At 73.2% G+C, this 23,916-nt stretch carries 24 protein-coding genes; 18 read left to right on the plus strand and 6 right to left on the minus strand.

The window, feature by feature from the left end:
- Positions 1–9: 9 nt before the first annotated feature.
- Entirely contained in the window at positions 10–966 is a 957-nt protein-coding gene (ygfZ, locus tag FHR36_RS00655) for a CAF17-like 4Fe-4S cluster assembly/insertion protein YgfZ (RefSeq protein WP_253792750.1), read from the plus strand.
- Between the two features lie 28 nt (positions 967–994).
- Here the strand turns inward: ygfZ and dtd are convergent, their stop codons facing one another.
- Entirely contained in the window at positions 995–1,426 is a 432-nt protein-coding gene (gene dtd / locus FHR36_RS00660) for a D-aminoacyl-tRNA deacylase (protein WP_253792751.1), read from the minus strand.
- A gap of 301 nt (positions 1,427–1,727) precedes the next feature.
- Between dtd and FHR36_RS00665 the strand changes: the two genes are divergently transcribed.
- The 4 genes from FHR36_RS00665 to FHR36_RS00680 all read left to right on the plus strand — a co-directional run bounded on the left by FHR36_RS00665 (position 1,728) and on the right by FHR36_RS00680 (position 4,862).
- On the plus strand, positions 1,728–2,258 hold the full coding sequence (locus FHR36_RS00665; protein ID WP_253792752.1) for an RsiG family protein: 531 nt from the start codon (positions 1,728–1,730) through the stop codon (positions 2,256–2,258).
- A 58-nt stretch (positions 2,259–2,316) separates the two neighbouring features.
- The gene (locus FHR36_RS00670; RefSeq protein WP_253792753.1) at positions 2,317–3,270 is read left to right on the plus strand and encodes an asparaginase; all 954 of its coding nucleotides are present in this window, start codon (positions 2,317–2,319) and stop codon (positions 3,268–3,270) included.
- Positions 3,271–3,370: 100 nt separating this feature from the next.
- A complete protein-coding gene (locus FHR36_RS00675) occupies positions 3,371–3,586 on the plus strand; it encodes a dodecin (protein WP_253792754.1) in 216 nt (71 codons plus the stop codon).
- 136 nt (positions 3,587–3,722) lie between these two features.
- Positions 3,723–4,862: an LPXTG cell wall anchor domain-containing protein gene (locus FHR36_RS00680; protein WP_253792755.1), complete on the plus strand. Its 1,140-nt coding sequence runs from the start codon at positions 3,723–3,725 to the stop codon at positions 4,860–4,862.
- A gap of 121 nt (positions 4,863–4,983) precedes the next feature.
- Here FHR36_RS00680 and FHR36_RS00685 read toward each other — a convergent pair whose 3' ends face one another.
- Entirely contained in the window at positions 4,984–5,475 is a 492-nt protein-coding gene (locus tag FHR36_RS00685; protein WP_253792756.1) for an inorganic diphosphatase, read from the minus strand.
- A 135-nt stretch (positions 5,476–5,610) separates the two neighbouring features.
- On the opposite strand from FHR36_RS00685, the gene dacB reads away from it, so the two are divergent.
- The 6 genes from dacB (at position 5,611) to folE (ending at position 13,260) form a co-directional block, all read left to right on the plus strand.
- On the plus strand, positions 5,611–7,134 hold the full coding sequence (gene dacB, locus FHR36_RS00690) for a D-alanyl-D-alanine carboxypeptidase/D-alanyl-D-alanine endopeptidase (RefSeq protein WP_253792758.1): 1,524 nt from the start codon (positions 5,611–5,613) through the stop codon (positions 7,132–7,134).
- A gap of 47 nt (positions 7,135–7,181) precedes the next feature.
- Positions 7,182–8,342, plus strand: coding sequence for a zinc-dependent metalloprotease (locus FHR36_RS00695; RefSeq protein WP_253792760.1), 1,161 nt, complete (start codon positions 7,182–7,184; stop codon positions 8,340–8,342).
- Between the two features lie 200 nt (positions 8,343–8,542).
- Positions 8,543–9,661 carry a tRNA lysidine(34) synthetase TilS gene (gene tilS / locus FHR36_RS00700; protein ID WP_253792762.1) on the plus strand — a complete coding sequence of 373 codons (1,119 nt, stop codon included), beginning with the start codon at positions 8,543–8,545 and terminating at the stop codon, positions 9,659–9,661.
- A gap of 78 nt (positions 9,662–9,739) precedes the next feature.
- On the plus strand, positions 9,740–10,279 hold the full coding sequence (gene hpt / locus FHR36_RS00705) for a hypoxanthine phosphoribosyltransferase (RefSeq protein ID WP_253792764.1): 540 nt from the start codon (positions 9,740–9,742) through the stop codon (positions 10,277–10,279).
- 229 nt (positions 10,280–10,508) lie between these two features.
- Positions 10,509–12,548, plus strand: a complete 2,040-nt coding sequence (ftsH, locus tag FHR36_RS00710; RefSeq protein WP_253792766.1) for an ATP-dependent zinc metalloprotease FtsH — start codon at positions 10,509–10,511, stop codon at positions 12,546–12,548.
- 106 nt (positions 12,549–12,654) lie between these two features.
- Complete coding sequence (folE, locus tag FHR36_RS00715) at positions 12,655–13,260, plus strand: GTP cyclohydrolase I FolE (RefSeq protein ID WP_253792768.1); 606 nt, start codon at positions 12,655–12,657, stop codon at positions 13,258–13,260.
- Between the two features lie 12 nt (positions 13,261–13,272).
- On the opposite strand, the gene FHR36_RS00720 is transcribed toward folE, so the two are convergent.
- A complete protein-coding gene (locus FHR36_RS00720) occupies positions 13,273–14,460 on the minus strand; it encodes an alpha/beta hydrolase (RefSeq protein WP_253792770.1) in 1,188 nt (395 codons plus the stop codon).
- A 380-nt stretch (positions 14,461–14,840) separates the two neighbouring features.
- Between FHR36_RS00720 and FHR36_RS00725 the strand changes: the two genes are divergently transcribed.
- The 6 genes from FHR36_RS00725 to FHR36_RS00750 all read left to right on the plus strand — a co-directional run bounded on the left by FHR36_RS00725 (position 14,841) and on the right by FHR36_RS00750 (position 19,959).
- Positions 14,841–16,682: a phosphatidylglycerol lysyltransferase domain-containing protein gene (locus tag FHR36_RS00725; protein ID WP_253792772.1), complete on the plus strand. Its 1,842-nt coding sequence runs from the start codon at positions 14,841–14,843 to the stop codon at positions 16,680–16,682.
- Between the two features lie 107 nt (positions 16,683–16,789).
- On the plus strand, positions 16,790–17,647 hold the full coding sequence (gene folP, locus FHR36_RS00730; RefSeq protein ID WP_253792774.1) for a dihydropteroate synthase: 858 nt from the start codon (positions 16,790–16,792) through the stop codon (positions 17,645–17,647).
- A 3-nt stretch (positions 17,648–17,650) separates the two neighbouring features.
- On the plus strand, positions 17,651–18,145 hold the full coding sequence (locus FHR36_RS00735; protein ID WP_253792776.1) for a nuclear transport factor 2 family protein: 495 nt from the start codon (positions 17,651–17,653) through the stop codon (positions 18,143–18,145).
- Between the two features lie 165 nt (positions 18,146–18,310).
- Positions 18,311–18,670, plus strand: coding sequence for a dihydroneopterin aldolase (gene folB / locus FHR36_RS00740; RefSeq protein WP_253794633.1), 360 nt, complete (start codon positions 18,311–18,313; stop codon positions 18,668–18,670).
- 72 nt (positions 18,671–18,742) lie between these two features.
- On the plus strand, positions 18,743–19,342 hold the full coding sequence (gene folK, locus FHR36_RS00745) for a 2-amino-4-hydroxy-6-hydroxymethyldihydropteridine diphosphokinase (RefSeq protein WP_253792778.1): 600 nt from the start codon (positions 18,743–18,745) through the stop codon (positions 19,340–19,342).
- A 119-nt stretch (positions 19,343–19,461) separates the two neighbouring features.
- Entirely contained in the window at positions 19,462–19,959 is a 498-nt protein-coding gene (locus tag FHR36_RS00750) for a DUF3180 domain-containing protein (protein WP_253792780.1), read from the plus strand.
- Positions 19,960–19,984: 25 nt separating this feature from the next.
- Here the strand turns inward: FHR36_RS00750 and FHR36_RS00755 are convergent, their stop codons facing one another.
- On the minus strand, positions 19,985–21,622 hold the full coding sequence (locus FHR36_RS00755; RefSeq protein ID WP_253792781.1) for an alpha/beta hydrolase: 1,638 nt from the start codon (positions 21,620–21,622) through the stop codon (positions 19,985–19,987).
- Between the two features lie 28 nt (positions 21,623–21,650).
- Positions 21,651–21,953 carry a hypothetical protein gene (locus FHR36_RS00760; protein WP_253792783.1) on the minus strand — a complete coding sequence of 101 codons (303 nt, stop codon included), beginning with the start codon at positions 21,951–21,953 and terminating at the stop codon, positions 21,651–21,653.
- A 157-nt stretch (positions 21,954–22,110) separates the two neighbouring features.
- Here FHR36_RS00760 and FHR36_RS00765 point away from each other — a divergent pair, with 157 nt between their 5' ends.
- On the plus strand, positions 22,111–23,199 hold the full coding sequence (locus FHR36_RS00765) for a hypothetical protein (protein ID WP_253792785.1): 1,089 nt from the start codon (positions 22,111–22,113) through the stop codon (positions 23,197–23,199).
- A gap of 69 nt (positions 23,200–23,268) precedes the next feature.
- Here FHR36_RS00765 and FHR36_RS00770 read toward each other — a convergent pair whose 3' ends face one another.
- Positions 23,269–23,844 (minus strand): TerD family protein, encoded by a 576-nt coding sequence (locus FHR36_RS00770; protein ID WP_253792787.1) that lies wholly within the window; start codon positions 23,842–23,844, stop codon positions 23,269–23,271.
- Positions 23,845–23,916 lie beyond the last annotated feature (72 nt).

The following is a 23,916-nucleotide window of genomic DNA, read 5'->3' on the forward strand; positions in this document are numbered from 1 at the left end:
CTGGCCGGTATGAAGAGCCCGCTGCTTGCCCTGCCAGGTGCCGTGCCCGCCGAAGGACCCGACGAGGGCGTCGCCGCCCACTACGGCGACCTCTTCCGCGAGCAGCGCGAACTCGCCGCCGGCCGCGGCTGGGTCGACCTCTCGCACCGCGGCGTGGTCACCGTGACCGGTCCGGACCGGCTCTCCTGGCTGCACCTGCTGCTCACCCAGCACGTCAGCGACCTGCGCCCGCAGCAGGCCACCGAGGCGCTGATCCTCTCCCCGAACGGGCACGTGGAGCACGCGCTCTACCTGGTCGACGACGGCGAGACGGTCTGGATCCACGTCGAGCCGGGCGGCCAGCAGGCGCTGATCGCGTACCTGGAGTCGATGAAGTTCTGGAACCGGGTCGAGGTCGCCGACGCCACCGCCGACTACGCCGTGGTGTTCCTCCCCGCGGGCTCCACCGCCGACCCGGACGGCGCCGCCGCGATCCGCGAACTGCCGTACGGCCGCGACCTGTTCCTGCCCCGCGCCGGCCTGGAGCAGGCCGTCGCTGGCTTCGGCCCGGCCGCCGGCGTCTGGGCGTACGAGGCGCTGCGGATCGAGGGCCACCGGCCGCGCCTGGGCTTCGAGACCGACCACCGGACCATCCCGCACGAGGTGGACTGGCTGGCCACCGCCGTCCACCTGCAGAAGGGCTGCTACCGCGGCCAGGAGACGGTCGCCCGGGTGCACAACCTGGGCCGGCCGCCGCGCCGGCTGGTCTTCCTGCACCTGGACGGCACCGAGGAGAAGCTGCCCGCGCACGGCGCCGAGGTGCGCCTCGACGGGCAGGAGCGGGCGGTCGGCTTTGTGACCTCCTCGGCCCGCCACCACGAGCTCGGCCCGATCGCCCTGGCCCTGGTCAAGCGGAACGTGCCGGTGGAGGCGGTGCTGCTGGCCGACGGCGTCCCGGGCAGCCAGGACGTCATCGTCCCGGCCTGACCGCCGCCCGGGGCGGCCCGAGGGCCGGTCAGACCTCCAGCAGCACGGTGAACGGGCCGTCGTTCACCAGCGACACCTTCATGTCGGCGCCGAACCGCCCGGTCTCCACCTTGGCGCCCAGCGCCCGCAGCTCGGCCACCACGGCGTCGACCAGCGGTTCGGCGACCGGGCCGGGCGCGGCGGCGTTCCAGGTGGGCCGGCGGCCCTTGCGGGCGTCGCCGTAGAGGGTGAACTGGCTGATCACCAGCAGCGGGGCGCCCAGCTCGGAGCAGGACAGCTCCGGGGACCCCTCGAACAGCCGCAGCGTCCACAGTTTGCGGGCCAGCTGGGCGGCCTGCGCCGGGGTGTCCTCGTGGGTCACCCCCACCAGTACGCACAGCCCGGGGCCCTCGATCGCCCCGACCGTCTCGCCGTCCACCACCACGGCCGCCTCGGCGACCCGCTGAACCACTGCTCGCATGCCGCCCATTGTGCCAAGCGCGGACGGGCGGCCGGGGGCGCGTACGGGATCGGCGCACGCCGGTGAACGCGCGCGTGCGCCGCCAACGGTGCAGGTGAACCCCTGGCGCGGATCCGTAGTACTAGCCATGCCTGTTCGCCACGGGGCCGTTCGGGTGCTCGGGCGTGCACACGTCGATCCCCGGGTGGCACGCTGTCGGACGGTGTCACCCGGGCGGGTGGCGACGGCCCGGCCGGGGAACCATCCGGGGGTGTGCGGCGTGCACAGGACGGGCACAGGGACGACGGCAGGTGAGTGGTTGATGGACGCGAGCGGCACGACCCACCCGGAGGCGGGGCTGGCCGGGCTCGGCCTGGAGCAGCTGCGCACCCTCCGCAGGGACGCGCAGGAGCAGGAGGCCGACCTCTCGTACCTGCGCCGCCTGCTGCACGGCCGGCTGGACATCCTGCGGGCGGAGCTGGACCGCCGCCGCGTCGAGCCGGACGACACCGCGGTGGGCGAGCCCGCCCTGCTGGACCGCCTGCCGGCGATCCTCGCCGACGCCCCGTCCTCGGTCCGTCGCCCCGCCCGGCACGTCACCCTCGGCCCGCCGCGCGGCGAGGGCTACCAGCGCGAGGCGGACGCGCTGATGGGCGACGTCCAGCTGGCCGACCTGGCCGCCCACCCCACCGCCGACCTGCTGGCCGCCGTGGAGCGGCTCACCGGGCACGAGCGCGAGGTCTCCGACCGGCGCCATCGGCTGCAGCGGACGGCGGACGACTGCAGCGCCGAAATCACCCGCAGGTACCGTGAAGGGGAAGCACGGGTCGACGACCTGCTCAGCGGGGGCTGAGCAGCGGCGGCGGGCCCGGGCCCCCACCCTCACCTGCTCAACCCGGAGTACCCCCTTGATGTCGCAGTCCGCCGTCCTGCCCGCGCTCGCCGAGGTCATACGTTCCGGTTTCACCGAGGGAAGCCACCGCGGCTCCCTGGTGCTGCTGGCCGCCGACGGGTCCGTGGAGTTCACCCTCGGCGCCCCGGACGAGCCGGTCTTCCCCCGCTCCACCGCCAAGCCCTTCCAGGCCGTCGCCACCCTGCGGGCCGGCCTGCCGCTGCGCGGCGAACAGCTGGCGCTGGCCGCCTCCAGCCACTCTGCGGAAACGTTCCACCGCGAGGCCGTACGGCAGATCCTCGGCGACGCCGGCCTCACCGAGGCCGCCCTGCGCACCCCGGCCGAGCTCCCCATGGACACCGTCGAGGCCGAGCAGCTGCTGCGCGACGGCGGCGAGCCCGAGCCGATCATGATGGACTGCTCCGGCAAGCACGCCGGCTGGCTGGCCGCCTGCGCCGCCAACGGCTGGGACCTGGACGCCTACCTCGACACCGAGCACCCGATCCAGCTGCTCGCCCGCGAGGCGCTGGAGGAGTTCACCGGCGAGCGCGCCGCCCACGTCGGCACGGACGGCTGCGGCGCCCCGCTGCTCGCCGTCAGCCTCACCGGCCTGGCCCGCGGCTACCGCGCCCTGGTGCTGGCCGAGCCCGGCACTCCGCAGCGGCTGGTCGCCGACGCGATGCGGGCCCATCCGGAGTACGTGGCGGGCACCCGGCGCGCCGACACCTGGCTGATGCGGGAGGTGCCGGGTGCGCTCTCCAAGATGGGCGCCGAGGCCGTCCAGGTGGTCGCCCTGGCGGACGGCCGCGCCCTCGCCTTCAAGATCGACGACGGTGCGGAGCGCGCCCGCGGGCCGGTCCTCGCGGCCGCCCTGCGACGCCTGGGCCTCGACGCGCCGGTGCTGGCCCGGATCGGCGCCGCGCCGCTGCACGGCGGCGGACGCGTCGTCGGAGAGGTCCGCGCGGCCTTCTGACGCGGACGCCCGCGGCGCTCGTTCCTGTGGTTGCCCGCCCGGGTGAGCTGTTGCACGGTGGATCGGGGGGTTCGCCCGGCTCACATCCCAGGAGAGTGCCATGACGGACCACATCTACCGTGTCACCGAAATCGTCGGTTCCTCGTCGGAAGGAGTCGACGCGGCCATCAAGAACGGCATCACCCGGGCCGCCCAGACGCTGCGCAACCTGGACTGGTTCGAGGTGGTCCAGGTGCGCGGGCACATCGTGGACGGCCGGATCGAGCACTACCAGGTCGGCCTGAAGGTGGGGTTCCGGCTGGACGACGCGGACTGACGTGCCGACAGATTCGTGTACGGCCAGGGGTGTTAATCGCCTGGTCCGATGAGGTGACTCCGGTGCGGCGCGCCACGTCGCGGCTCCCGATGAAACGTAAACAGAAGGTCCGCTTTACGGATCATCTGGGAGAGAAATGCAAACGCGTGCCATTGGTCTGGTCGTTGCCGGACTTTGCTCAGTCGCCCTTGCCGTCGGTACCGGCGGTACGGCGCAAGCCAACACCTTCCCCAAGTCCGCCTCGGCGCAGGCCTTCGACAACGCCGGCGCCGAGCGGACCCAGTCGGTCGCCGACCTCATGAAGGCGGCGTTCGGCGAGAGCGGGTCCATGGGGACCTCGCGGTCCGACTCGTCGTCCGCCACCGACCAGCGTGAGGAGTCGAGCCGCCCCGCGGCCGCCAAGCCCGCTCAGAACGCGCCGAACGCGCAGCCCGTCGCGGCCAAGCCCGCCGACGCCAAGCCCGCCGACGCCAAGCCCGCCGACGCCAAGCCTGTCGCGGCGAAGCCTGCCGACGCCAAGCCTGTCGCGGCGAAGCCCGCCGACGCCAAGCCCGTGGCGGCCAAGCCCGCCGACGCCAAGCCCGTCGCCGAGCACGGCGAGCACGGCAAGCCGGAGTCGCACGGCGAGCACGCCAAGCCGGAGGAGCACGGCAAGCCGGCCGAGCAGGGCAAGCCGGAGGCCCAGGGCAAGCCGGAGGCCCAGGGCAAGCCGGAGGCGCACGGCGAGCACAGCAAGCCGGAGGAGCACGGCAAGCCCGCCGAGGAGGGCAAGTCGGAGGAGCACGGCAAGCCGGCCGGCAACAACCAGGACCAGGACCAGGACCAGGGTCAGGGTCAGGGCCAGGGTCAGGCGCAGGGTCAGGACCAGGACCAGGACCAGGCGCAGGCGCAGGGTCAGGACCAGGGCCAGGCGCAGGGCCAGAACCAGAACGTCGTGGTCACGGTCGTGATCGAGAACAAGGTCGAGAACAAGCAGGAGAACAAGCAGAACGTCCACACCGACAGCAAGAGCGACAGCAAGGCCAACGCCGCCATCGTGGGGAAGCACTCGGGCGGCGAGCACGGCAAGAAGGAGCACGGGAAGTCGCACGACTCGGCCAAGGGCCACTCCGACGAGCACGGTGCGGCCGCGAGCGACCCGGCGGCGGCCTCGGCGGCCGCTGAGCTCGCGCACACCGGTTCCGCGGCGGCCCCGGTGCCGATGGCCATGGGCGGCGCTGCTCTGATCGGCGCGGGCGGGCTGCTGGTGGCCCTCCGCCGCCGCCGGGCGCACTGACCCACGGTGACGTTCCCCGGGTGACGTCCCCGACGTCACCCGGAAACGCCGCAGGGGCGCGAGTGACCGTACGGTCGCTCGCGCCCCTGCGCGTGCCTGCGCGCCCCTGACGGGTGGCCGGTCAGTGGCCGCCCTGGTCCTCGAGGCGCTTGACGGAGGCCTTGATCTCGGCCTCGGCCTCGGTGCGGCCGACCCAGTTGGCGCCCTCGACGGACTTGCCGGGCTCCAGGTCCTTGTAGACCTCGAAGAAGTGCTGGATCTCCAGGCGGTCGAACTCCGACACGTGGTGGATGTCGCGCAGGTGCTCCCAGCGCGGGTCGGTCGCCGGGACGCACAGCAGCTTGTCGTCGCCGCCGGCCTCGTCGGTCATGTGGAACATGCCGATGGCGCGGCACTTGATCAGGCAGCCCGGGAAGGTCGGCTCGTCCAGGATGACCAGGGCGTCCAGCGGGTCGCCGTCCTCGCCCAGGGTCCCCTCGACGTAGCCGTAGTCGGCCGGGTAGCGGGTCGAGGTGAAGAGCATCCGGTCGAGCCGCAGGCGGCCGGTCTCATGATCGACCTCGTACTTGTTGCGCGAGCCCTTCGGGATCTCGATCAGGACGTCGAACTCCAACGCTTCCTCCAAGGTAGGGACTGACAGAATCAAGTGTCTCCTACGGCAGGGTGTGCTCTTGAAAGGGGCCGGTCGGTGAATGGTGGTAGCGGGGCGGGGCGCGGTCGGAGAGCCGCGGTCGCGGGTGTGCTGGGGGTGGCCCTGGCGACGGGCGGGCTGACGGTCGGGGTGGACCCGGCGGCGGCGCAGCCCTCGCCGAGCTCCGGCCACCAGAGCGGCCAGAGCCAGAGTGGCCAGCCCGGCCAGCAGGGTTCCTCCTCGCCGAGCGGTCCGAGCGGTCGGCCGCACAGCGGCGACCAGAAGCGCCCAGGCGGGGCGTCCACCTCCCCCGACCCGAAGGGGAGCCGCCCCGGCCAGTCCGGGCACGACCGGCACGTCCACCGCTCCGTCCCGGTGCAGGGCCCGGTGCTGGCGGCCAGTGGGGCGGCCGGTCACGCGCCGAGCAACCAGGGCCTGCAGCAGTCGCTCGCGGCGCCGCTGCAGGACAAGTCGCTGGGCGTGCTCAGCTTCGCGGTCGCCGACGCGGCCACCGGCCAGTTCCTGTTCGGCTCCGGGGAGAACACCCCGGCCACCCCGGCCTCCACCACCAAGCTGGCCACCTCGGTGGCCGCGCTCTCGCTGCTGCCCGCCGACTTCCGGATCTCCACCCGGGTGGTGAAGGGTGCCAACCCCGGCGAGATCGTCCTGGTCGGCGGCGGCGACCCCACCCTGACCGCCCTGCCCGCCGACCAGATCAGGGTCGGCGGCGCCGGCGTCGACGCGGACAGCGCCCCCGCCTCGATGGCCGACCTGGCCCACCGCACCGCCGTCGCGCTCAAGGCGGCCGGCACCACCACGGTCAAGCTCGGCTTCGACACTTCGCTGTACTCGGGACCGCTGCTCCACAAGGAGCACGACGCGATGAACATCGCGGCGGTCACCCCGCTGATGGTCGACGAGGGCAGGATCGACCCCCGTTCGACCGACGAGGCCCCGGCCCGGGTCTTCGACCCCACCGGGCAGGCCGTCGACTCCTTCACCGCCTTCCTGAAGGCGGAGGGCATCACCGTCCAGGGCAAGGCCGCCCAGACCACCGCGGCGGCCGGCGCCGAGGTGCTCGGCCAGGTCGACTCGCCGACCGTCCCGCGTCTGGTCGAGCGGCTGCTGACCATGTCGGACAACACCCTGGCCGAGGCGATAGCCCGGCAGGTCGCGCTCGCCGCCAAGCAGCCGGCCAGCTTCGCGGGCGGGGTGCAGGCGGTCACCCAGGCGCTGACCAAGCTCGGCGTACCGCTGACCGGCGTGGTGCTGAACGACGGCAGCGGGCTCAGCAAGGAGAACCTGATCCCGCCGATCACCCTGGTGAAGCTGCTGTCCACGGCTGCCTCGCCCGACCACCCGGAGCTGCGCCCGGTCATCACCGGTCTGCCGATCGCCGGCTTCACCGGCACCCTGGTGAACCGCTTCGGTGCCAAGTCCGGCGCCGCCGAGGCGGCCGGCATCGTCCGCGCCAAGACCGGCAGCCTCGCCGGGATCAACACGCTGGCGGGCACCGTGGTCGACGCCGACGGCCGGGTGCTGGCCTTCGCCCTGATGACCCGGACCAGCGCCGGCGCCGACGTGGCGCGGGCCGCGGTGGACCGGATCGTCGCGAAGATCGCGGCCTGCGGCTGCCAGTAGCGCCACGTTCCCTCCCCCCGGAGGGCCGCAGCACGTACCGTGAGGGCATGACGAGCGCGAGCGGCGGTGCCGACATGGTCGACTGGGATCTCGCGGTCGCGACCGCGACCAGACTGGCCAGGCCCGGACCGGAGGTCAGCCGGGAGGAGGCGCGGACGGTCGTCGCCGAGCTGCGCCGGCACGCCCTGGAGGCCGAGGAGCACGTCCGGGAGTACACCGGGATGCTCTCCAGCAGCCTCGCCGACGCGCCGGCCACCCCGGTGCTGGTGGTCGACCGTCCGGGCTGGGTGCGGGCCAACGTGGCGGGCTTCCGCACCGTCGTCCAGCCGCTGGTGGACAAGCTGCAGGCCCGCCGCACCGACACCCCCGGTGCGGCGGTCTTCGGCTCGCTCGGCGAGAAGGCCACCGGCGTCGAGGTCGGCGCCGTGCTGGCCTTCCTCTCCGCCAAGGTGCTCGGCCAGTACGAGACCTTCGCCCCGGCCGAGCTGCCGTCCGCCCCGGACTCCCCGGAGAGCCTCTTCGACAAGCCCCGCCGCGGCCTGGTGCCGCAGCCCGGCCGGCTGCTGCTGGTGGCGCCCAACATCGTCCAGGTGGAGCGCGAGCTGGACGTGGAGCCGCACGACTTCCGGCTCTGGGTGTGCCTGCACGAGGAGACCCACCGGACCCAGTTCACCGCCGTGCCCTGGCTGCGCGACCACATCCAGTCCGAGGTGCAGGACTTCCTGGTCCAGACCGACGTGGACCCCGGCGCGTTCGTGGAGCGGCTGCGCGACGCCTTCGGCGGCGTCCCCGGTCTCGGCGGCCGCGGCAACGGCTCCGCCGGCGGCAGCCTGATGGAGGTCGTCCAGACCCCGCTGCAGCGGGAGATCCTGGGCCGGCTGACCGCCGTGATGTCGCTGCTGGAGGGCCACGCGGACGTGGTGATGGACGGCGTCGGCCCGGCCGTGGTGCCGAGCGTGGCCGAGATCCGGGAGAAGTTCCAGCAACGCCGCGACAAGGGCGCCGGCCGGCTCGACCTGGTGCTGCGCCGGCTGCTCGGGATGGACGCCAAGCTGCGCCAGTACCAGGACGGCGCGGTGTTCGTCCGGGGCGTGGTGGAGCGCGTCGGGATGAGCGGCTTCAACCGGGTCTGGACCTCGCCCAACACGCTGCCCACCAAGGAGGAGATCCACGACCCGGCCGCCTGGGTCACCCGGGTGATCGGCTGAGCGGACCGCGTGTCGGGCGTCCGGTCGTCCACGCGGCGGATGGATGAACGTTTCCGCATTCACCCGTACGTGGGACCGTGGTCGTACCGGTGGCGCGGGTGGCGTAGCCGGTGGCTGCTTTCTGCGACCATCTGTGAGCGCCTGGTGACCGAGAGCCGCAGGCGGCCCCGATTCCCCCCTCCGTCGAGGAGTGCTTCCCCATGGGCCCACACCCCGCAGTCGCGGCGATACGCCTCGCCGTCCGCCGTACCCTCGCCGAGCTCGCCGCCGAGGCCGGCGTGGTCTCCGTCGCGCCCGCCCGGGCCGCGCAGGACCGACCCGCCCCCGCCCTGGCCGGCGCCGGCACCACGCTGATCGGCAACGCCCACCGCCACCCGTCCGGGCTGCCGCGCACCCCCGCCGCACCGGGCTCCCCGCTGGTGCTGGTCGCCGTCAGCGGCGGCGCCGACTCCATGGCGCTGGCCACCGCGACCGCCTTCGAGGCGCCCAAGCTCGGCCTGCGGGTCGGCGCCGTCACCGTCGACCACGGCCTGCAGTCCGGCTCCCTCGAGCGCGCCCAGCAGGTCGCCGAGCGGCTGGGCGAACTCGGCCTCGACCCGGTCGAGGCGGTCGGCGTCCGGGTCGGCCACCAGGGCGGACCGGAGAACGCCGCCCGCGAGGCCCGCTACGCCGCCCTCGACGCCGCCGCCGAGCGCCACGGCGCTGTCGCCGTCCTGCTCGGCCACACCCGGGACGACCAGGCGGAGACCGTGCTGCTGGGCCTGGCCCGCGGCTCCGGTGCCCGCTCGCTGGCCGGGATGCCCGCCCACAAGGGCCGCTACCGCCGCCCGCTGCTGGAGCTGGACCGCTCCGCCACCCGCGAGGCCTGCACCGCCCAGTCCATCCCGGTCTGGGACGACCCGCACAACTGCGACCCCGCCTACACCCGCTCCCGGGTCCGCCACGAGGTGCTGCCGGTGCTGGAGAAGCACCTCGGCGGCGGCGTGGTGGAGGCCCTGGCCCGCACCGCCCGGCTGTTCCGCGACGACGCCGACGCCCTGGACCAGTGGGCCGCCCTCGCCGAGCGCGACCTGCGGACGGTCGAGGGCGACCTGGACGTCGGCCGGCTGGCCGAACTGCCCTCCGCGGTCCGCCGCCGGGTGCTGCGCCGGGCCGCGCTGCGGGCCGGCTGCCCGGCGGGCGACCTGTTCGCCCGGCACCTGGAGACGGTCGACCTGCTGGTGACCGGCTGGCGGGGCCAGGGGCCGCTGCACCTACCCGGGGGAGTCGAAGCCGTCCGAAGGTGTGGCACGCTGGTCTTTCGGCGACAGGGCGACTGAGCACAGCAGGTCGCAGGGCTCGCCGCCGACACAGGACCCCGAAGGTTTGAGGACGTATCCCCGGTGGATCAGAACGACATGGGCGCAGACCTCGCGAAGGTGCTCATCAGCAAGGACGAGATCGACGCCAAACTGGCGGAGCTGGCCGCGCGGATCGACCAGGACTACGCCGGGCGGGACCTGCTGCTCGTCGGGGTGCTCAAGGGCGCCGTCATGGTGATGGCCGACCTGGCCCGGGCCCTGCACACCCAGGTGACCATGGACTGGATGGCGGTCTCCTCGTACGGCATGGGCACCAAGTCCTCCGGCGTGGTGCGGATCCTCAAGGACCTGGACACCGACATCGCCGGCAAGGACGTCCTGATCGTCGAGGACATCATCGACTCCGGCCTGACCCTGTCCTGGCTGCTCGGCAACCTGGGCTCGCGCGGCCCGGCGTCGCTGAAGGTGTGCACCCTGCTGCGCAAGCCGGACGCCGCCAAGGTCGAGATCGACGTCGAGTACGTCGGCTTCGACATCCCCAACGAGTTCGTGGTCGGCTACGGCCTCGACTACGCGGAGAAGCTGCGCAACCTGCCGTTCATCGGCACCCTGGCGCCGCACGTCTACGGCGGCTGACGACTTCGCCCGCCGTTCGGGCGACGGGTGGGAACAGCGCACTGTTCCCACCCGTTGAGCCGAGGTAGGAAAATACGTCGTGTCGTTGTGCTCCCGCCGTCGGTGGGCGGCACTGCGGTACGGTCCAATTAACCGCTCTTGTGACGAGCGGTACCCGGATGCGCCGAGGCCCACAGCCATACAGCGCCGTTGAGTGGCAGGAGGGACGGGGCGGCGACGCCCCGCATGGATGGACGTCAAGCGATACTTCCGTGCGCCGATCATGTGGATCGTGCTGGCCGCCGTCGCCGTTGTTGTGCTGATGCAGGTCGTCTCGGACACCAGCGGATACAAGACGGTCGACACCGGTCAGGTCATCAGCGCGATCGACAGCAACCAGGTGAAGTCGGCGCAGCTCACCACAGGTGACTCGAACCTCATCAAGATCCAGCTGCAGGACGGCCAGAAGCTCAAGGCCGGCAGCTCCGGCAAGGTGCCCTCGGGCACCAAGTTCCAGGCCTCCTACACGGGCGACCAGCAGGCGGCCGACCTCGCCAAGAACCTGCAGGACAAGTACCAGAGCGGCCAGATCCCCGACGGTTACACCGTCAGCCCCGAGAAGCAGTCGACCTTCGTCAGCCTGCTGCTGTCGATGCTGCCGATCGTGATCATCGTGCTGGTCTTCCTGTTCCTGATGAACCAGATGCAGGGTGGCGGCTCGCGGGTCATGCAGTTCGGCAAGTCCAAGGCCAAGCTGCTCACCAAGGACACCCCGAAGACCACCTTCGCCGATGTGGCCGGTGCGGACGAGGCGGTGGAGGAGCTCCACGAGATCAAGGAGTTCCTGCAGGAGCCGTCCAAGTTCCAGGCCGTCGGCGCCAAGATCCCCAAGGGCGTGCTGCTGTACGGCCCGCCCGGCACCGGCAAGACCCTGCTGGCGCGTGCCGTCGCCGGCGAGGCCGGGGTGCCGTTCTACTCGATCTCCGGTTCCGACTTCGTCGAGATGTTCGTCGGTGTCGGTGCCTCCCGGGTCCGCGACCTGTTCGAGCAGGCCAAGGCCAACGCCCCGGCGATCATCTTCGTCGACGAGATCGACGCCGTCGGCCGGCACCGCGGTGCGGGCCTCGGCGGCGGCCACGACGAGCGCGAGCAGACCCTCAACCAGCTGCTGGTCGAGATGGACGGCTTCGACGTCAAGGGCGGCGTCATCCTGATCGCCGCCACCAACCGCCCCGACATCCTGGACCCGGCGCTGCTGCGCCCGGGCCGGTTCGACCGGCAGATCGCCGTCGACCGCCCCGACCTCCAGGGCCGGCTGGACATCCTCAAGGTCCACCAGAAGGGCAAGCCGATCGCGCCCGACGTCGACCTGTCGGCCGTCGCCAAGCGCACCCCCGGCTTCACCGGTGCGGACCTGTCGAACGTCCTCAACGAGGCGGCGCTGCTGACCGCCCGTTCGGACCGCAAGCTGATCGACAACAACATGCTGGACGAGGCGATCGACCGCGTCGTGGCCGGTCCGCAGAAGCGCTCGCGGATCATGTCCGACAAGGAGAAGAAGATCACCGCGTACCACGAGGGCGGTCACGCCCTGGTCGCGGCGGCCTGCAACTACTCCGACCCGGTGCACAAGATCACCATCCTGTCCCGCGGCCGCGCACTGGGCTACACCATGGTCCTGCCGGACGAGGACAAGTACTCGACCACCCGCAACGAGATGCTCGACCAGCTCGCCTACATGCTGGGCGGCCGGGCGGCGGAGGAACTGGTCTTCCACGACCCGACCACCGGCGCCTCGAACGACATCGAGAAGGCCACCGCCACCGCGCGGGCCATGGTCACCCAGTACGGCATGAGCGAGCGCCTCGGCGCGATCAAGTTCGGCTCCGGCGACGCCGAGCCGTTCCTGGGCCGCGAGATGGCCCACCAGCGCGACTACTCCGAGGAGGTCGCCGGGCTGGTGGACGAGGAGGTCAAGAAGCTCATCGAGACGGCGCACAACGAGGCCTGGGAGATCCTGGTCGAGAACCGCGACGTGCTCGACAACCTGGTGCTGGAGCTCCTCGAGAAGGAGACCCTGAACAAGGAGCAGATCGCCGAGGTCTTCGCCCCGGTGATCAAGCGTCCGACGCGTCCCGCGTGGACCGGTTCGGCCCGCCGCACCCCATCCACCCGCCCGCCGGTGCAGTCCCCGAAGGAGCTGGCGCTGACCAACGGCGCCGCCGCCTCCGTCGAGGCCGGCCCGGTGGACATTGTGAAGCTCCCGCCGGAGTCCTCCTCCGAGAGCTGAGCCGGTCACCGATCGGAATGGATGCCGCGTTTCCGGGGTTTGTACCCTGGAGGCGCGGCATCCGTGCTGTTCCCCCGTCCCACCCCAGTAAGCGAGCGAGGCGCGCATGATCGACCCGGTGACTCTCGAGGGCGATTCCCCCATCGGGCACTTCGACCAGAAGCGTGCCGAGAACGCCGTCCGCGAGCTGCTGATCGCCGTGGGCGAGGACCCGGACCGCGAGGGGCTGCTGGAGACCCCGGCCCGGGTGGCGCGGGCGTACAAGGAGATATTCGCCGGGCTCTGGCAGGAGCCGGAGGACGTGCTGACCACCACCTTCGACCTCGGCCACGACGAGATGGTGCTGGTCAAGGACATCGAGGTGTTCTCCACCTGCGAGCACCACCTGGTGCCGTTCCAGGGCGTCGCCCACGTCGGCTACATCCCCTCCAGCAGCGGCAAGATCACCGGCCTGTCCAAGCTGGCCCGGCTGGTTGACGTGTACGCGCGGCGGCCGCAGGTGCAGGAGCGGCTCACCAGCCAGGTCGCCGACTCGCTGATGCGGATCCTGGAGCCGCGGGGGGCGATCGTGGTGATCGAGTGCGAGCACATGTGCATGTCGATGCGGGGCATCCGCAAGCCCGGCGCCAAGACGCTGACCTCCGCCGTCCGCGGGCAGCTCCGTGATCCCGCGACGCGGGCCGAGGCGATGAGCCTCATCATCGGGCGGTAACCACCGGGGGCGTCAATCGCTACGGGGTTCGCGGTCCTGGGGTGGGGCGAGGTGATCGCTCATCCACTCCAGGGCCGCCGGCAGCTCGCGGCGCCAGGTCTCGAAGCTGTGGCCGCCGTCCGGCAGGAAGATCGAGTCGACCTGGAACTCGGGGTGGGCGTCGGCGACGGCCTTGGCGGTGGCGAGGAACTGCTGGGTGGCCGGGTAGTCGTCCTCGGTGCGGGTGGAGACCACCAGCAGGGAGGCCTTGGGCGGGGCCAGGTTGTGCAGCCGCCAGTTGAGGTCGGACTCGGCGGCGGCCTTGGCGTCGCCGCGGAACAGGTCGCCGTCGGTCCACCGGTCGTTGGGCACCTGGTAGTCGGCGTGCAGCCCGGCGGCGCTGGGGAAGGCGCCGGGGTTGCGCATCGACAGCCGCAGCGCGCAGCTGCCGCCGGTGGAGTAGCCGAGCACCCCCCAGGAGGCGGCGGACCGGCTGACCCGGTACGCGGAGCGCAGCGCGTTCGGCAGGTCCTTGGCGAACCAGGTCTCGGTGCGCGGGCCGCCCGGGACGTCCACGCACTCGGTGTTGCGCGGCGGGGCGACGGTGGGCCGGGCCATCACGATCACGGTGGGCGCCATCCGGCCGGAGCGCTGGAGGTCGGCGGCGGTCTGCGGCAGCCGTAGGCCCTCGACCAGGTGCAGGGAGGGGCCGGGGTAGCCGGCCAGGGCGAGGATCACCGGGAATCGTTCGCGGGCGTACCGGGGGATGAAGTACTCGGGCGGCAGGTAGACGAACACCTGGTCGGAGAGGCCGGACTCGGTGCCGGTGACCTTGACCGAGTCGACCCGGCCGACCTCCTCGGGCTTGCCCTGCGGCAGCAGGTCGCGGACGGTGTCCAGGCCGCCCTCGGTGGTGGGCTGCACCAGCTTCGCGGCGTCCGGGGCGGCGCCGGGGGCGCGGTCGCCGGCGGCCAGGGCGAGCGGGGTGCCGCCGGGGCGCAGCAGGTCGTTCCAGGACGTGTAGAAGCCGTACGTGTTGTTGACCGACAGCAGCAGGACGGCCAGGACCGAGAGCTGAGTGACCGCCAGCAGTCCGATCCGGCAGGAGATCGGGGCCACGGACTGGCGGGCGAGGCGGGGCCAGAGCCAGAGGGTGGCGGCGAGGGAGACGGCGGCCAGCGCGATCAGCGTGTACACCAGCGTGTCGCTGGTCAGTTCCATGCCGTCGTCCTCCCTCGGACCGGGGCGGGCCAGGGTTCATCGTGCGCATCGCCGGTCCCGGCGGCCACCGGGGCTAGCCTGACCGGGCGTCGGAAGCCCGTGCGCACCGGGCGCTGTGCGTGTTGCAACCGAGGCCCTAGAATGCGGCGTCCACCGTGTGTAGCACGCCGACTCCTGTCCCGTAGTGTCGGCGCGGCCGCGTCGGTTCCCTGCCACCCGTCCCCCGGCACCCGTACGGCCCTGGCGGCGCCCTCGTTTACCTTTCGATGGCGCTTGCTTGGCGTGCGGATTGCCATATCAAGGAATAGTCATGAAGGTCCATCACGGCTCCCCCGCGGGAGTGCCAGGACATGCCCACACTGGCCTTAGGCTGAGCTTCCATGAGCGTTCCCGTGTCCGCTGAGTCGACGAACGAGCAGCACCCCCGCCGCCGGGGTCTGCAGACGCTTCGTACCCAAGCCGCCGCCGTACCCCGGGCCTGGCTGCCGGGCGCGGTCGGCTACGCCTGTCTCGCCATCGGCGTGATCGACATCATCTGTGCGATCTTCCCCAAGCTGCGGCTGACGAAGATGCACACCTGGGCCGGACACCTGCCGGGCGGCACCACCACGCTGGCCGCCGCCGGCACCCTGATGGTCGGCATGCTGCTGGTGCTGCTCGCGCACGCCCTGCGGCGGCGCAAGCAGCGGGCGTGGCGTGCCGTCTGCGTGCTGCTGCCGATCAGCGCCGTGCTGCACCTGGTGCGCTGGCACCAGGTCGGGCAGGCGGCGATCTCGCTCGCGCTGCTGGCGGTGATGCTGGTGCACCGCCGCGAGTTCTACGCCAAGGCCGACCCGCGCACCCGCTGGCGCGCGGTGGCCAACCTGCTGGTGCTCGGCACCGTCAGCGTGGGCCTCGGCCTGGTGATCGTCAGCGTCCGGTGGAAGGCCGAGATCGGCGACCCCAGCTTCTTCGAGCGCCTGCAGCACGTCGGCTACGGCCTGCTCGGCTTCGAGGGCCCGATCAAGTACACCTCCGAGCGGATCTCCGACCTGGTCGCGTACTCGCTCGGCGGCCTCGGGCTGGTCACCGCCCTCACCACCGCCTACCTGGCGCTGCGCCCGGAGAAGCCGGAGCCGGAGCTCACCCCCGAGGACGAGGTCAAGGTCCGCGACCTGCTCGCCCGGCACGGTGCCCGCGACTCGCTCGGCTACTTCGCGCTCCGCCGGGACAAGAGCGTGCTCTTCTCGCCGTCCGGCAAGGCGGCCATCTCCTACCGCGTCGTCTCCGGCGTGATGCTCGCCTCCGGCGACCCGGTCGGCGACGTCGAGGCGTGGCCCGGCGCGATCAAGGTCTTCATGGCGGAGGCCCGTGAGCACGCCTGGGTGCCCGCGGTGATGGGCTGCAGCGAGGTCGGCGGCGAGGTCTGGACCCGCGAGGCCGGGCTGGACGCCCTGGAACTCGGCGACGAGGCGATCGTCGACACCACCACCTTCTCGCTCTCCGGCCGTGCCATGCGCAACGTCCGCCAGATGGTGAAGCGGATCGAGCGCAACGGCTACTCCTGCAAGGTCCGCCGGGTCGGCGACCTCACCCTGGAGGAGAAGCGGCAGATCGCCGACGCCGCCGCCCGCTGGCGCGGCACCGACACCGAGCGCGGCTTCTCGATGGCGCTCGGCCGCTTCGGCGACGTCGGCGACGACGAGTGCGTCGTGGTCACCGCCCACAAGGCGCCCGAGGAGGGCGCCGCCGACACCGGCGCGGACGACCTGAAGGCCGTACTGCACTTCGTCCCGTGGGGCGCGGACGGCATCTCGCTGGAGCTGATGCGACGCGACCGGGAGGCCGACCCCGGCCTCAACGAGCTGCTCATCGTCGCCGCGCTGCAGGAGGTCGGCGCGCTCGGCGTCCGCCGGGTCTCGCTGAACTTCGCGATGTTCCGCTCCGCGCTGGCGCGCGGCGAACGGATCGGCGCGGGACCGGTGCTGCGCGCCTGGCGCGGGCTGCTGGTCTTCCTCTCGCGCTGGTTCCAGATCGAGTCGCTTTACAAGTTCAACGCGAAGTTCCAGCCGGAGTGGGAGCCGCGGTTCCTGGTCTACCCGGCCACCCGCGACCTCCCGCGGATCGGCTTCGCCGCGATGCAGGCGGAGGCGTTCATCACGCTGGGCATGCCGCGGTTCGGGCGCAAGCGGCAGCGGCAGGGGCTGATGCCGGACGCTGCGACGCTCGATCGCGCGGCCTAGGTTCTCTCGGGGGCGCGGGGAACTGCGCGACCAGCCGACAGCTCGAGTGAGCGATGGCTGGGCGCGCAGTTCCCCGCGCCCCTGTTTGCTCGCCCGATAATGAGTGCATGAGTTCTTCCCTGCCTGGCCTGCCGACCCTCGACCGCTGTGCCGTGATGGGGGTGGTGAACGTCACGCCCGACTCGTTCTCGGACGGCGGGATGTGGCTGGACCCGGCGAAGGCGGTCGCGCACGGGCTGGACCTCACGGCGCGCGGCGCCGACCTGGTCGACGTCGGCGGGGAGTCCACCCGGCCGGGGGCGCAGCGGGTCACCGAGGAGGAGGAGCTGCGCCGGGTGATCCCGGTGGTCCGGGAGCTCGCCGCCGCCGGGGTGACGGTGTCGGTGGACACCATGCGCGCCGCAGTCGCGGAGCAGGCGGTCGCGGCCGGCGCCCGGCTGGTCAACGACGTCTCCGGCGGCCTGGCCGACCCGGCGATGGCCGAGGTGGTGGCCGCCACCGGCGCGCCGTTCGTGGTGATGCACTGGCGCGGCCAGTCCGCCGACATGGACAGCCTCGCGGTCTACGGGGACGTGGTCGCCGACGTGGTCGCCGAGCTCACCGACCGGATGACCGCGCTGCTGGCGGCCGGGGTCAAGGAGGAACAGCTGATCCTCGACCCGGGCCTGGGCTTCGCCAAGACCAGCGAGCACAACTGGGCCCTGCTCGGCCGCCTGGACGCGCTGACCGCGCTGGGCCGTCCGGTCCTGGTGGCGGCTTCGCGCAAGCGCTTCCTGGGTACGCTGCTCGCCAACCCGGAAACCGGGGAGCTGCGCCCGGCCCGGCAGCGCGACGACGCCACGGCGGCGGTCTCGGTGCTCTCGGCCCGGGCCGGCGCCTGGGCCGTCCGGGTGCACGACGTGGCCGGCACGGCGGACGCCGTCCGGGTTGTCGCGGCCTGGCAGCGGGCCGCACAGAGGGGGTAGGGCGTGGCAGAGGCAGTCAGCGGCAACGACCGGGCGGCCGGAGCGGAGACGGACCGCGAGGCCGTCGCGGCGGCCAACCGGGCCCTCTACGAGGCACTGGAGAACGGCGACCTGGAGGCGGTCGAGGCGATCTGGCTCGGCCCCGGCGAGGCCGACGACAAGGGCGGGGTGGTCTGCGTCCATCCGGGCTGGCCGGTGCTGCGCGGCCGGGCCCAGGTCACCCGCTCGTACATGCTGATCATGGCCAACACCGAGTACATCCAGTTCTTCCTCACCGATGTCGAGGTCGAGGTGCACGGGGATGTGGCGCTGGTCACCTGTACGGAGAACATCCTGTCCGGCGGCGAGCCGGAGGAGGAGGGCGAGCTGGGACCGCTGGTCGGCGGCAAGGTGGTCGCCAGCAACCTGTTCCGCCGCACCTCGCAGGGGTGGAAGCTGTGGTCGCACCACGGCTCGCCGGTGCTGACCAGCGGTGACGACGAGGACGACGACGAGTGACGTCAAGTGCCGAATCGGCGTGCGTCCGGGCCGCCGCGGTCGGGTAGGCGGTCTGGCGGTGTCCGTGACCGCGGGTAGATTCGAGGGGCGGCGGGCACCGGAGCCCGCCCTTCACCCTGCCCGAACGCGGGCGGGGGACGTCTTCTGGGAGCAGTGATTCGTTTGCTGGACCGCGTCGCCCTGAAGGGTCTGCGAGCCCGGGGCCACCACGGCGTCTTCGAGCGCGAGCGCATCGAGGGTCAGACCTTCGTGGTCGACCTGGTGCTCCACCTCGACACCCGGCCGGCCGCCGCGGGTGACGACCTCACCCGCACGGCGCACTACGGGATCATCGCCGAGGAGGTCACCGCGGTCATCGCCGGCGACCCGGTCGACCTGATCGAGACCCTGGCCCAGCGGATCGCCGACCAGTGCCTCAAGCACGAGGTGGTCGAGGAGGTCGAGGTCACCGTGCACAAGCCGGACGCCCCGATCACCGTCCCGTTCGACGACGTCACCATCACCATTCACCGGGGGCGCGCCTGACCGCGCCGCGCGCGGCGCGCCTGCCGCGCCCACGGCGCAGCCGCTCCCGGAGCCCCGAGCAGAGGGAATCCCATGGCAACCAGTGACCCGACCGCCTCGCCGACCACGTTCGACCTGGAGCGCCGGGTGGACAGTGCCGAATCCACCCTGCACACCACCCGCCGCGCCGTGGTGGCCCTCGGCAGCAACCTCGGCAACCGCCTGGAGACCCTCCAGGGCGCCGTGGACGCGTTGGAGGACACCCCCGGCGTCAAGGTGACCGCCGTCTCCGCCGTCTACGAGACGGACGCCGTCGGCGGGCCCGCCGACCAGCCCAGCTACTTCAACGCTGTCGCCGTGCTGCGCACCTCGCTGCCGCCGGTCGACCTGCTGGACCGCGCCAACGCGGTCGAGCAGGCCTTCGGCCGGGTCCGCGAGGTGCACTGGGGCCCGCGCACCCTGGACGTCGACATCCTCGACTACGAGGACGTCACCAGCGACGACCCGCACCTGTCGCTGCCCCACCCGCGCGCCCACGAGCGGGCCTTCGTGCTCGCCCCGTGGCTGGACGCCGACCCCACCGCGCAGGTGCCCGGCCACGGGCCGGTCGACGCCCTGCTCCGCGGGCTGGGCGGCGAGGAGGGACAGGGCGTACGCCGGCGCGCGGACGTCCAGCTGCGACTGCCCGAGTAGGACCACGGCGTGGAGGGGAACTTCGTGGGCGGCACGGCCGTACCAGAGTGGGGGTGGGACCTGGCCGGTAGGTTGGCCTGGTTCCAGCCGTCGTGTCCCTCGGGAAGGACCTCGTCCGCGTGAAGCCGATCCGTCTCCGTCTGCTGCTGGGTATCACCACGGTGGCCGGAGTGCTGTCCTGGGCCGGTACCAAGCTGTGGGACTCGCTGGGCACGCTGCCCGGCGTGCCCTCGTTCGCACCGATCGTGCTCGCCGCGATCGCGGTGGTACTGCTGGCCGTCGCGCTGTCGCTGCGGACCCGGCTCAAGGCGGTCCGGGAACGGCAGCCCGGGGCCAAGCGGGTCGACCCGCTGGTCGCCGCCCGCGCCCTGGTCCTGGCCCAGGCGAGCGCCCTGGTCTCCGCGGTGGTGACCGGGATCTACGCCGGTACGGGCGTCTTCCTGCTCGGCCAGCTCGACGTCTCGGCCCGGCGGGACCAGGCGATCACCGCCGGGCTCGCCGTCCTCGCCGGGGCGGCGGTGATGGCCATCGGGCTGTGGATCCAGCACATCTGCAAGCTGCCCGAGGACCACGACGACCCCAACCACCCGCGGGGGGCGGCGCCCACCGCGCGCTGACCCGCGGGGCTCGGTGGAGCCGGGGTCAGCGAGGGCGGTCCGGGGTGACGAGGTCCGGACGGCCGGCGACGACGTGGGCGATGTTGTCGAGCGACTCGCCCTCGAAGTAGGCGGAGTGGCTGGCGAAGGCGTGCCCCGGGTCGCCCGGGGCGACGTGGAAGCGGTGGGCGCCGAAGCCCGCCGACGCCGGGTCCTCGCCGAACCAGAGCTCGTGCGGACCGGTCGCGCCCACCGCGTGGACGGCCAGGCCCGGCAGTCCGCCGACCAGCAGCCCGCCCGCGGCGCCCGCGCCGCTGGGCAGGTGTGACACCGGGTCGTACTCGGCCGCGCCGACGTGCACGTGCCCGGCGCCCACCCCCAGCCGGTCCGCCCGGTCGGCGCCGACGCCGGGACTGCCGACCAGCACCACCTCGTCCGCCAGCGGCCCGCGGGCCGCACCGGCGGCCAGCCCGACCACCAGCGAGCCGTAGCTGTGCCCGACCGCCGTGACATGGGCGGCCCCGCCCGGCCGGGCGGCCTGCAGACCGTCCAGGAACCGGCCGTACGCGGCCGCCCCGGCCCGGGCCCGGCCGTCGTCCGCGACCTGGGCCGAGCGCGGGTCCAGGCCCTCGTTGGGCGGCGCGTCGTAGCCGAGCCACACCACCGCCGCCACCGTCCGGCCGTCCGCGCAGCGCTCGCCCGCGGCGCGCAGCCGCTGCGCCCGGTCGGCGTCGCCGCGGCCGACGGCGGCCAGCTCGGTGCCGAACCCCGGGACGTACACGGCGACATGGTCGGCCAGGTCCGGGTCGCCGAAGCTGAGCACGCCGCGTCCCCGGCCGGTGGGGTCCAGGTCGAGCAGCAGGACGTCGGCCGGTCCGGCCGCGAGCCGCTCGTGGATCGACCGCAGGCCGTCCAGGACCGGCCCGGACAGGCCGTCGGGGCGGGCCAGCAGCCGGTCCAGCACCAGCCGGTTGGCGCGGTCCCGGACGGCGGCCGGGAGGCCGTCCAGTCGGCCGATCAACTCGGGTTGGGCATCGGCCAGTTCGCGGCGGCCGGCCGGGTCGAGACCGCGCCACCAGGCGGCCACCCGGTCCGGCGGGGTGCCCGGGGCGGGCAGTGCGGCGGCGAGCAGGGAGCCCAGGCCGTCGGTGCGGGAGGCGAGGCGGAACGCGAGGGCGGCGGCCCGGCCGGCGGCCAGGGCGCGGCCGTCGCGCAGCGAGGCGGTGAGGCGGGAGAGCCGCTCGGCGGTGGTCCGGTCGGCGTGGTCGGCCTCGGCGAGGGCGGCCGCGCGGCGGGCGTCCTCGTCGTCGGCGCCGGCCGGTGCCGTCGGGGTGCTCGGCGCGGTCCACGGGGAGTCGGGTGCGGCGGCCGCCGGCAGGCCGGGGAGGCGGGGCGCCGGGCAGGACGCCTGGGCGAGCCGGAAGACGTCCGCTGCCTCGTGCAACACGTCGCGCAGCAGGCTGAGTTCCAGTGCGGCGGCCTCCAGCCGGCCGGTCGCCCGGCGCACCGCGGGGACGGCCAGGTCGGCGGCGGCGCCGTACCACCCGGAGGCGGTCAGGCGGTCGGCGGTGTCGCGGGCCCAGTCGGCGTGGTGCGACTCCAGCGCGTCCACCAGGCGGGCGCAGGCGTCGGCTGCGGCGGCGAGGCGGGGCGGGTCGGCGGCGAGGAGGGTGGCGTGGTCCATGGGTCCGAGGTCGGGGGCGGGGGTGGGCTCAGGACGGGGGGAGGAGGGCGCGGTGGGCCTGTGCGTCGGCGGCGGTGTAGTTGGCGGCGGTGCGCTCCAGGTCGGCGCCGATGGTGGCCAGTTCGTCGGTGAGCGCGACCAGGACCAGCCGCCACGCCTCGGTGCAGTCGTGCAGGGCGCTTGCGGTGCGCCAGCCCGGCAGGGCGGCGACGGCGGCGTCCAGCGGGGCGACCGCGGCGGTCACGTCGAGGCGCAGCAGTTCGGCGGTGGACCGTCCGGACCGCCCGGCGGCGGCCAGCTCGACGGGGTGGACGCGGAATCCGGTGGTCACGGGTCGGCTCTCCGAGGGGTGCGCGGGGCGGGCGGATCCGCCCGGTATCGTAACGCGCCGGATCGGTTCGAGCACTCGGAGTAGTCCCGACGACCTGTCAAGAGGCAAATGGGAGTCGAGGCTGACAGAGCCCCAATTCGCACGCTAGTTTCTTGGCATGTCTCGCGGACGCCACCGTCATTCCTCCGTCCTGGGCCGGTATCTGCCACCGGTCGCCACCGGTGTGCTGGTCGTCGCGGCGGTGGCCGCGCTGGTCGCCACTCCTGATCCCCTCGTGGCCCGCTCGGTCGGTGTCGCGGCCGTCGTCGCCGCCGTCGGCCTGGGCCTGCTGCTGAAGCAGCGGGACAAGGCGGCCCGGACGTCCGCGCAGCTGGCGATGGTGCGCCGGCTGCGCGCCGAGGAGCGGTTCGAGGAACAGCTCGCCGAGGCGGAGTACGCGGCCGAGGTCGCCGAGGAGCGGGCGACCCGCTTCGGACGGCGGCTGACCGCGGAGAAGTCGCGGCTGGCGAAGGCCGAGACCGAGATCGCCCGACTGCTGCGCGAGCGCGCGGTGATGGTCGCCGACCAGGCGCTGAAGGAGGCGGAGGCCGCCCGGCGGGCGCTGGAGGCGTCCCGTCCCAAGCACCCGGCCAGCCCGGCGGCGTACGTCCGTGCCGCGGCCGCGCTGCGGCACCTGGAGCGCCGGGCGGCGGCCGCCGAGGCCCGGCGGGAGACCGACGAGCGGGCCCAGCTGGAGCTGCGGCCGAAGATGCCGCAGCCGGTGCCGAAGCCGGACCGGTCGGCCACCCTGCAGCCGGTGGTCTCCACCCTGCCCAAGCCGCAGCCGCTGGGGCTGATGCCCACTCAGCAGGCCGAGCCGGCGCCGCAGACCCGGTCCGCGCGGACGCCTGCGGCGATCGCCCCGGCACCGGCCGAGGGCTCGATGGTTCCGGCGGTGCGGCCGCGGACGCCGCGGGCCGGCACGTTCAGCTTCTTCGGCGGCCGCCCGGGCGCCGGACGGGCGCTGAAGGCGGGCGCCCCGGCCCCGTCGGTCGGCGACCTGGCCGACGTGGTGGGCGACGAGGCGGTGGCCGCTAGCGAGCGCTACGCGGCGCCGGACACCCGCCCGCTGGAGGTGCGGCCGAGCGAGCAGGAGCCCACCCACCAGCGGCCCGAGCCGCAGGCCGCCCCGGAGGTGGTCGACCTGACCGCGCACGACGAGACCGAACTGCTGGAGCTTCCCGAGCTCCGGGCGGGCCGTTCCTGACGGACCCCCACGACACCGATGCCCCGGCCCCCCGCGAGGGGGACCGGGGCATCACCCGTTGGGGCGGACTCAGACGTTGACGCCGAAGTCCTGCGCGATGCCGACCAGGCCGGAGGCGTAACCCTGGCCGATGGCACGGAACTTCCACTCGGCGCCGTTGCGGTACAGCTCGCCGAAGATCATGGCGGTCTCGGTCGCCGCGTCCTCGGAGAGGTCGTAGCGGGCGATCTCGGCGCCGCCGGCCGCGTTCAGCACGCGGATGTACGCGTTGCGGACCTGGCCGAAGCTCTGGCCGCGGGAGACCGCGTCGTAGATCGACACCGGGAAGGTGATCCGGGTGACGTCGGCGGGCAGGCCGGCCAGGTTGACGTTGATCTGCTCGTCGTCGCCCGCGCCCTCGCCGGTGCGGTTGTCGCCGGTGTGGACGACGGTGCTGTCCGGGGTGCTGGTGTTGTTGAAGAAGACGAAGTGACGGTCGGAGTACACCTTGCCGTCGTTGTTGAGGACGATCGCGCTGGCGTCGAGGTCGAACTCGGCGCCGGTGGTGGTCCGGACGTCCCAGCCGAGGCCGACGGTGACCGCGGTCAGGCCCGGGGCCTCCTTGGTCAGCGAAACGTTGCCACCCTTGGAGAGGCTCACTGGCATGGTGTGTGGTGTCCCTTCGGTCGCTACTGCCGGGAAGAACGCGGGCCGGCGGGTCCATGGTTCCACCGCGAC

It is taken from the genome of Kitasatospora cinereorecta, assembly GCF_024172095.1.
In the GTDB taxonomy this organism is placed as follows: Bacteria; Actinomycetota; Actinomycetes; order Streptomycetales; family Streptomycetaceae; genus Kitasatospora; species Kitasatospora cinereorecta.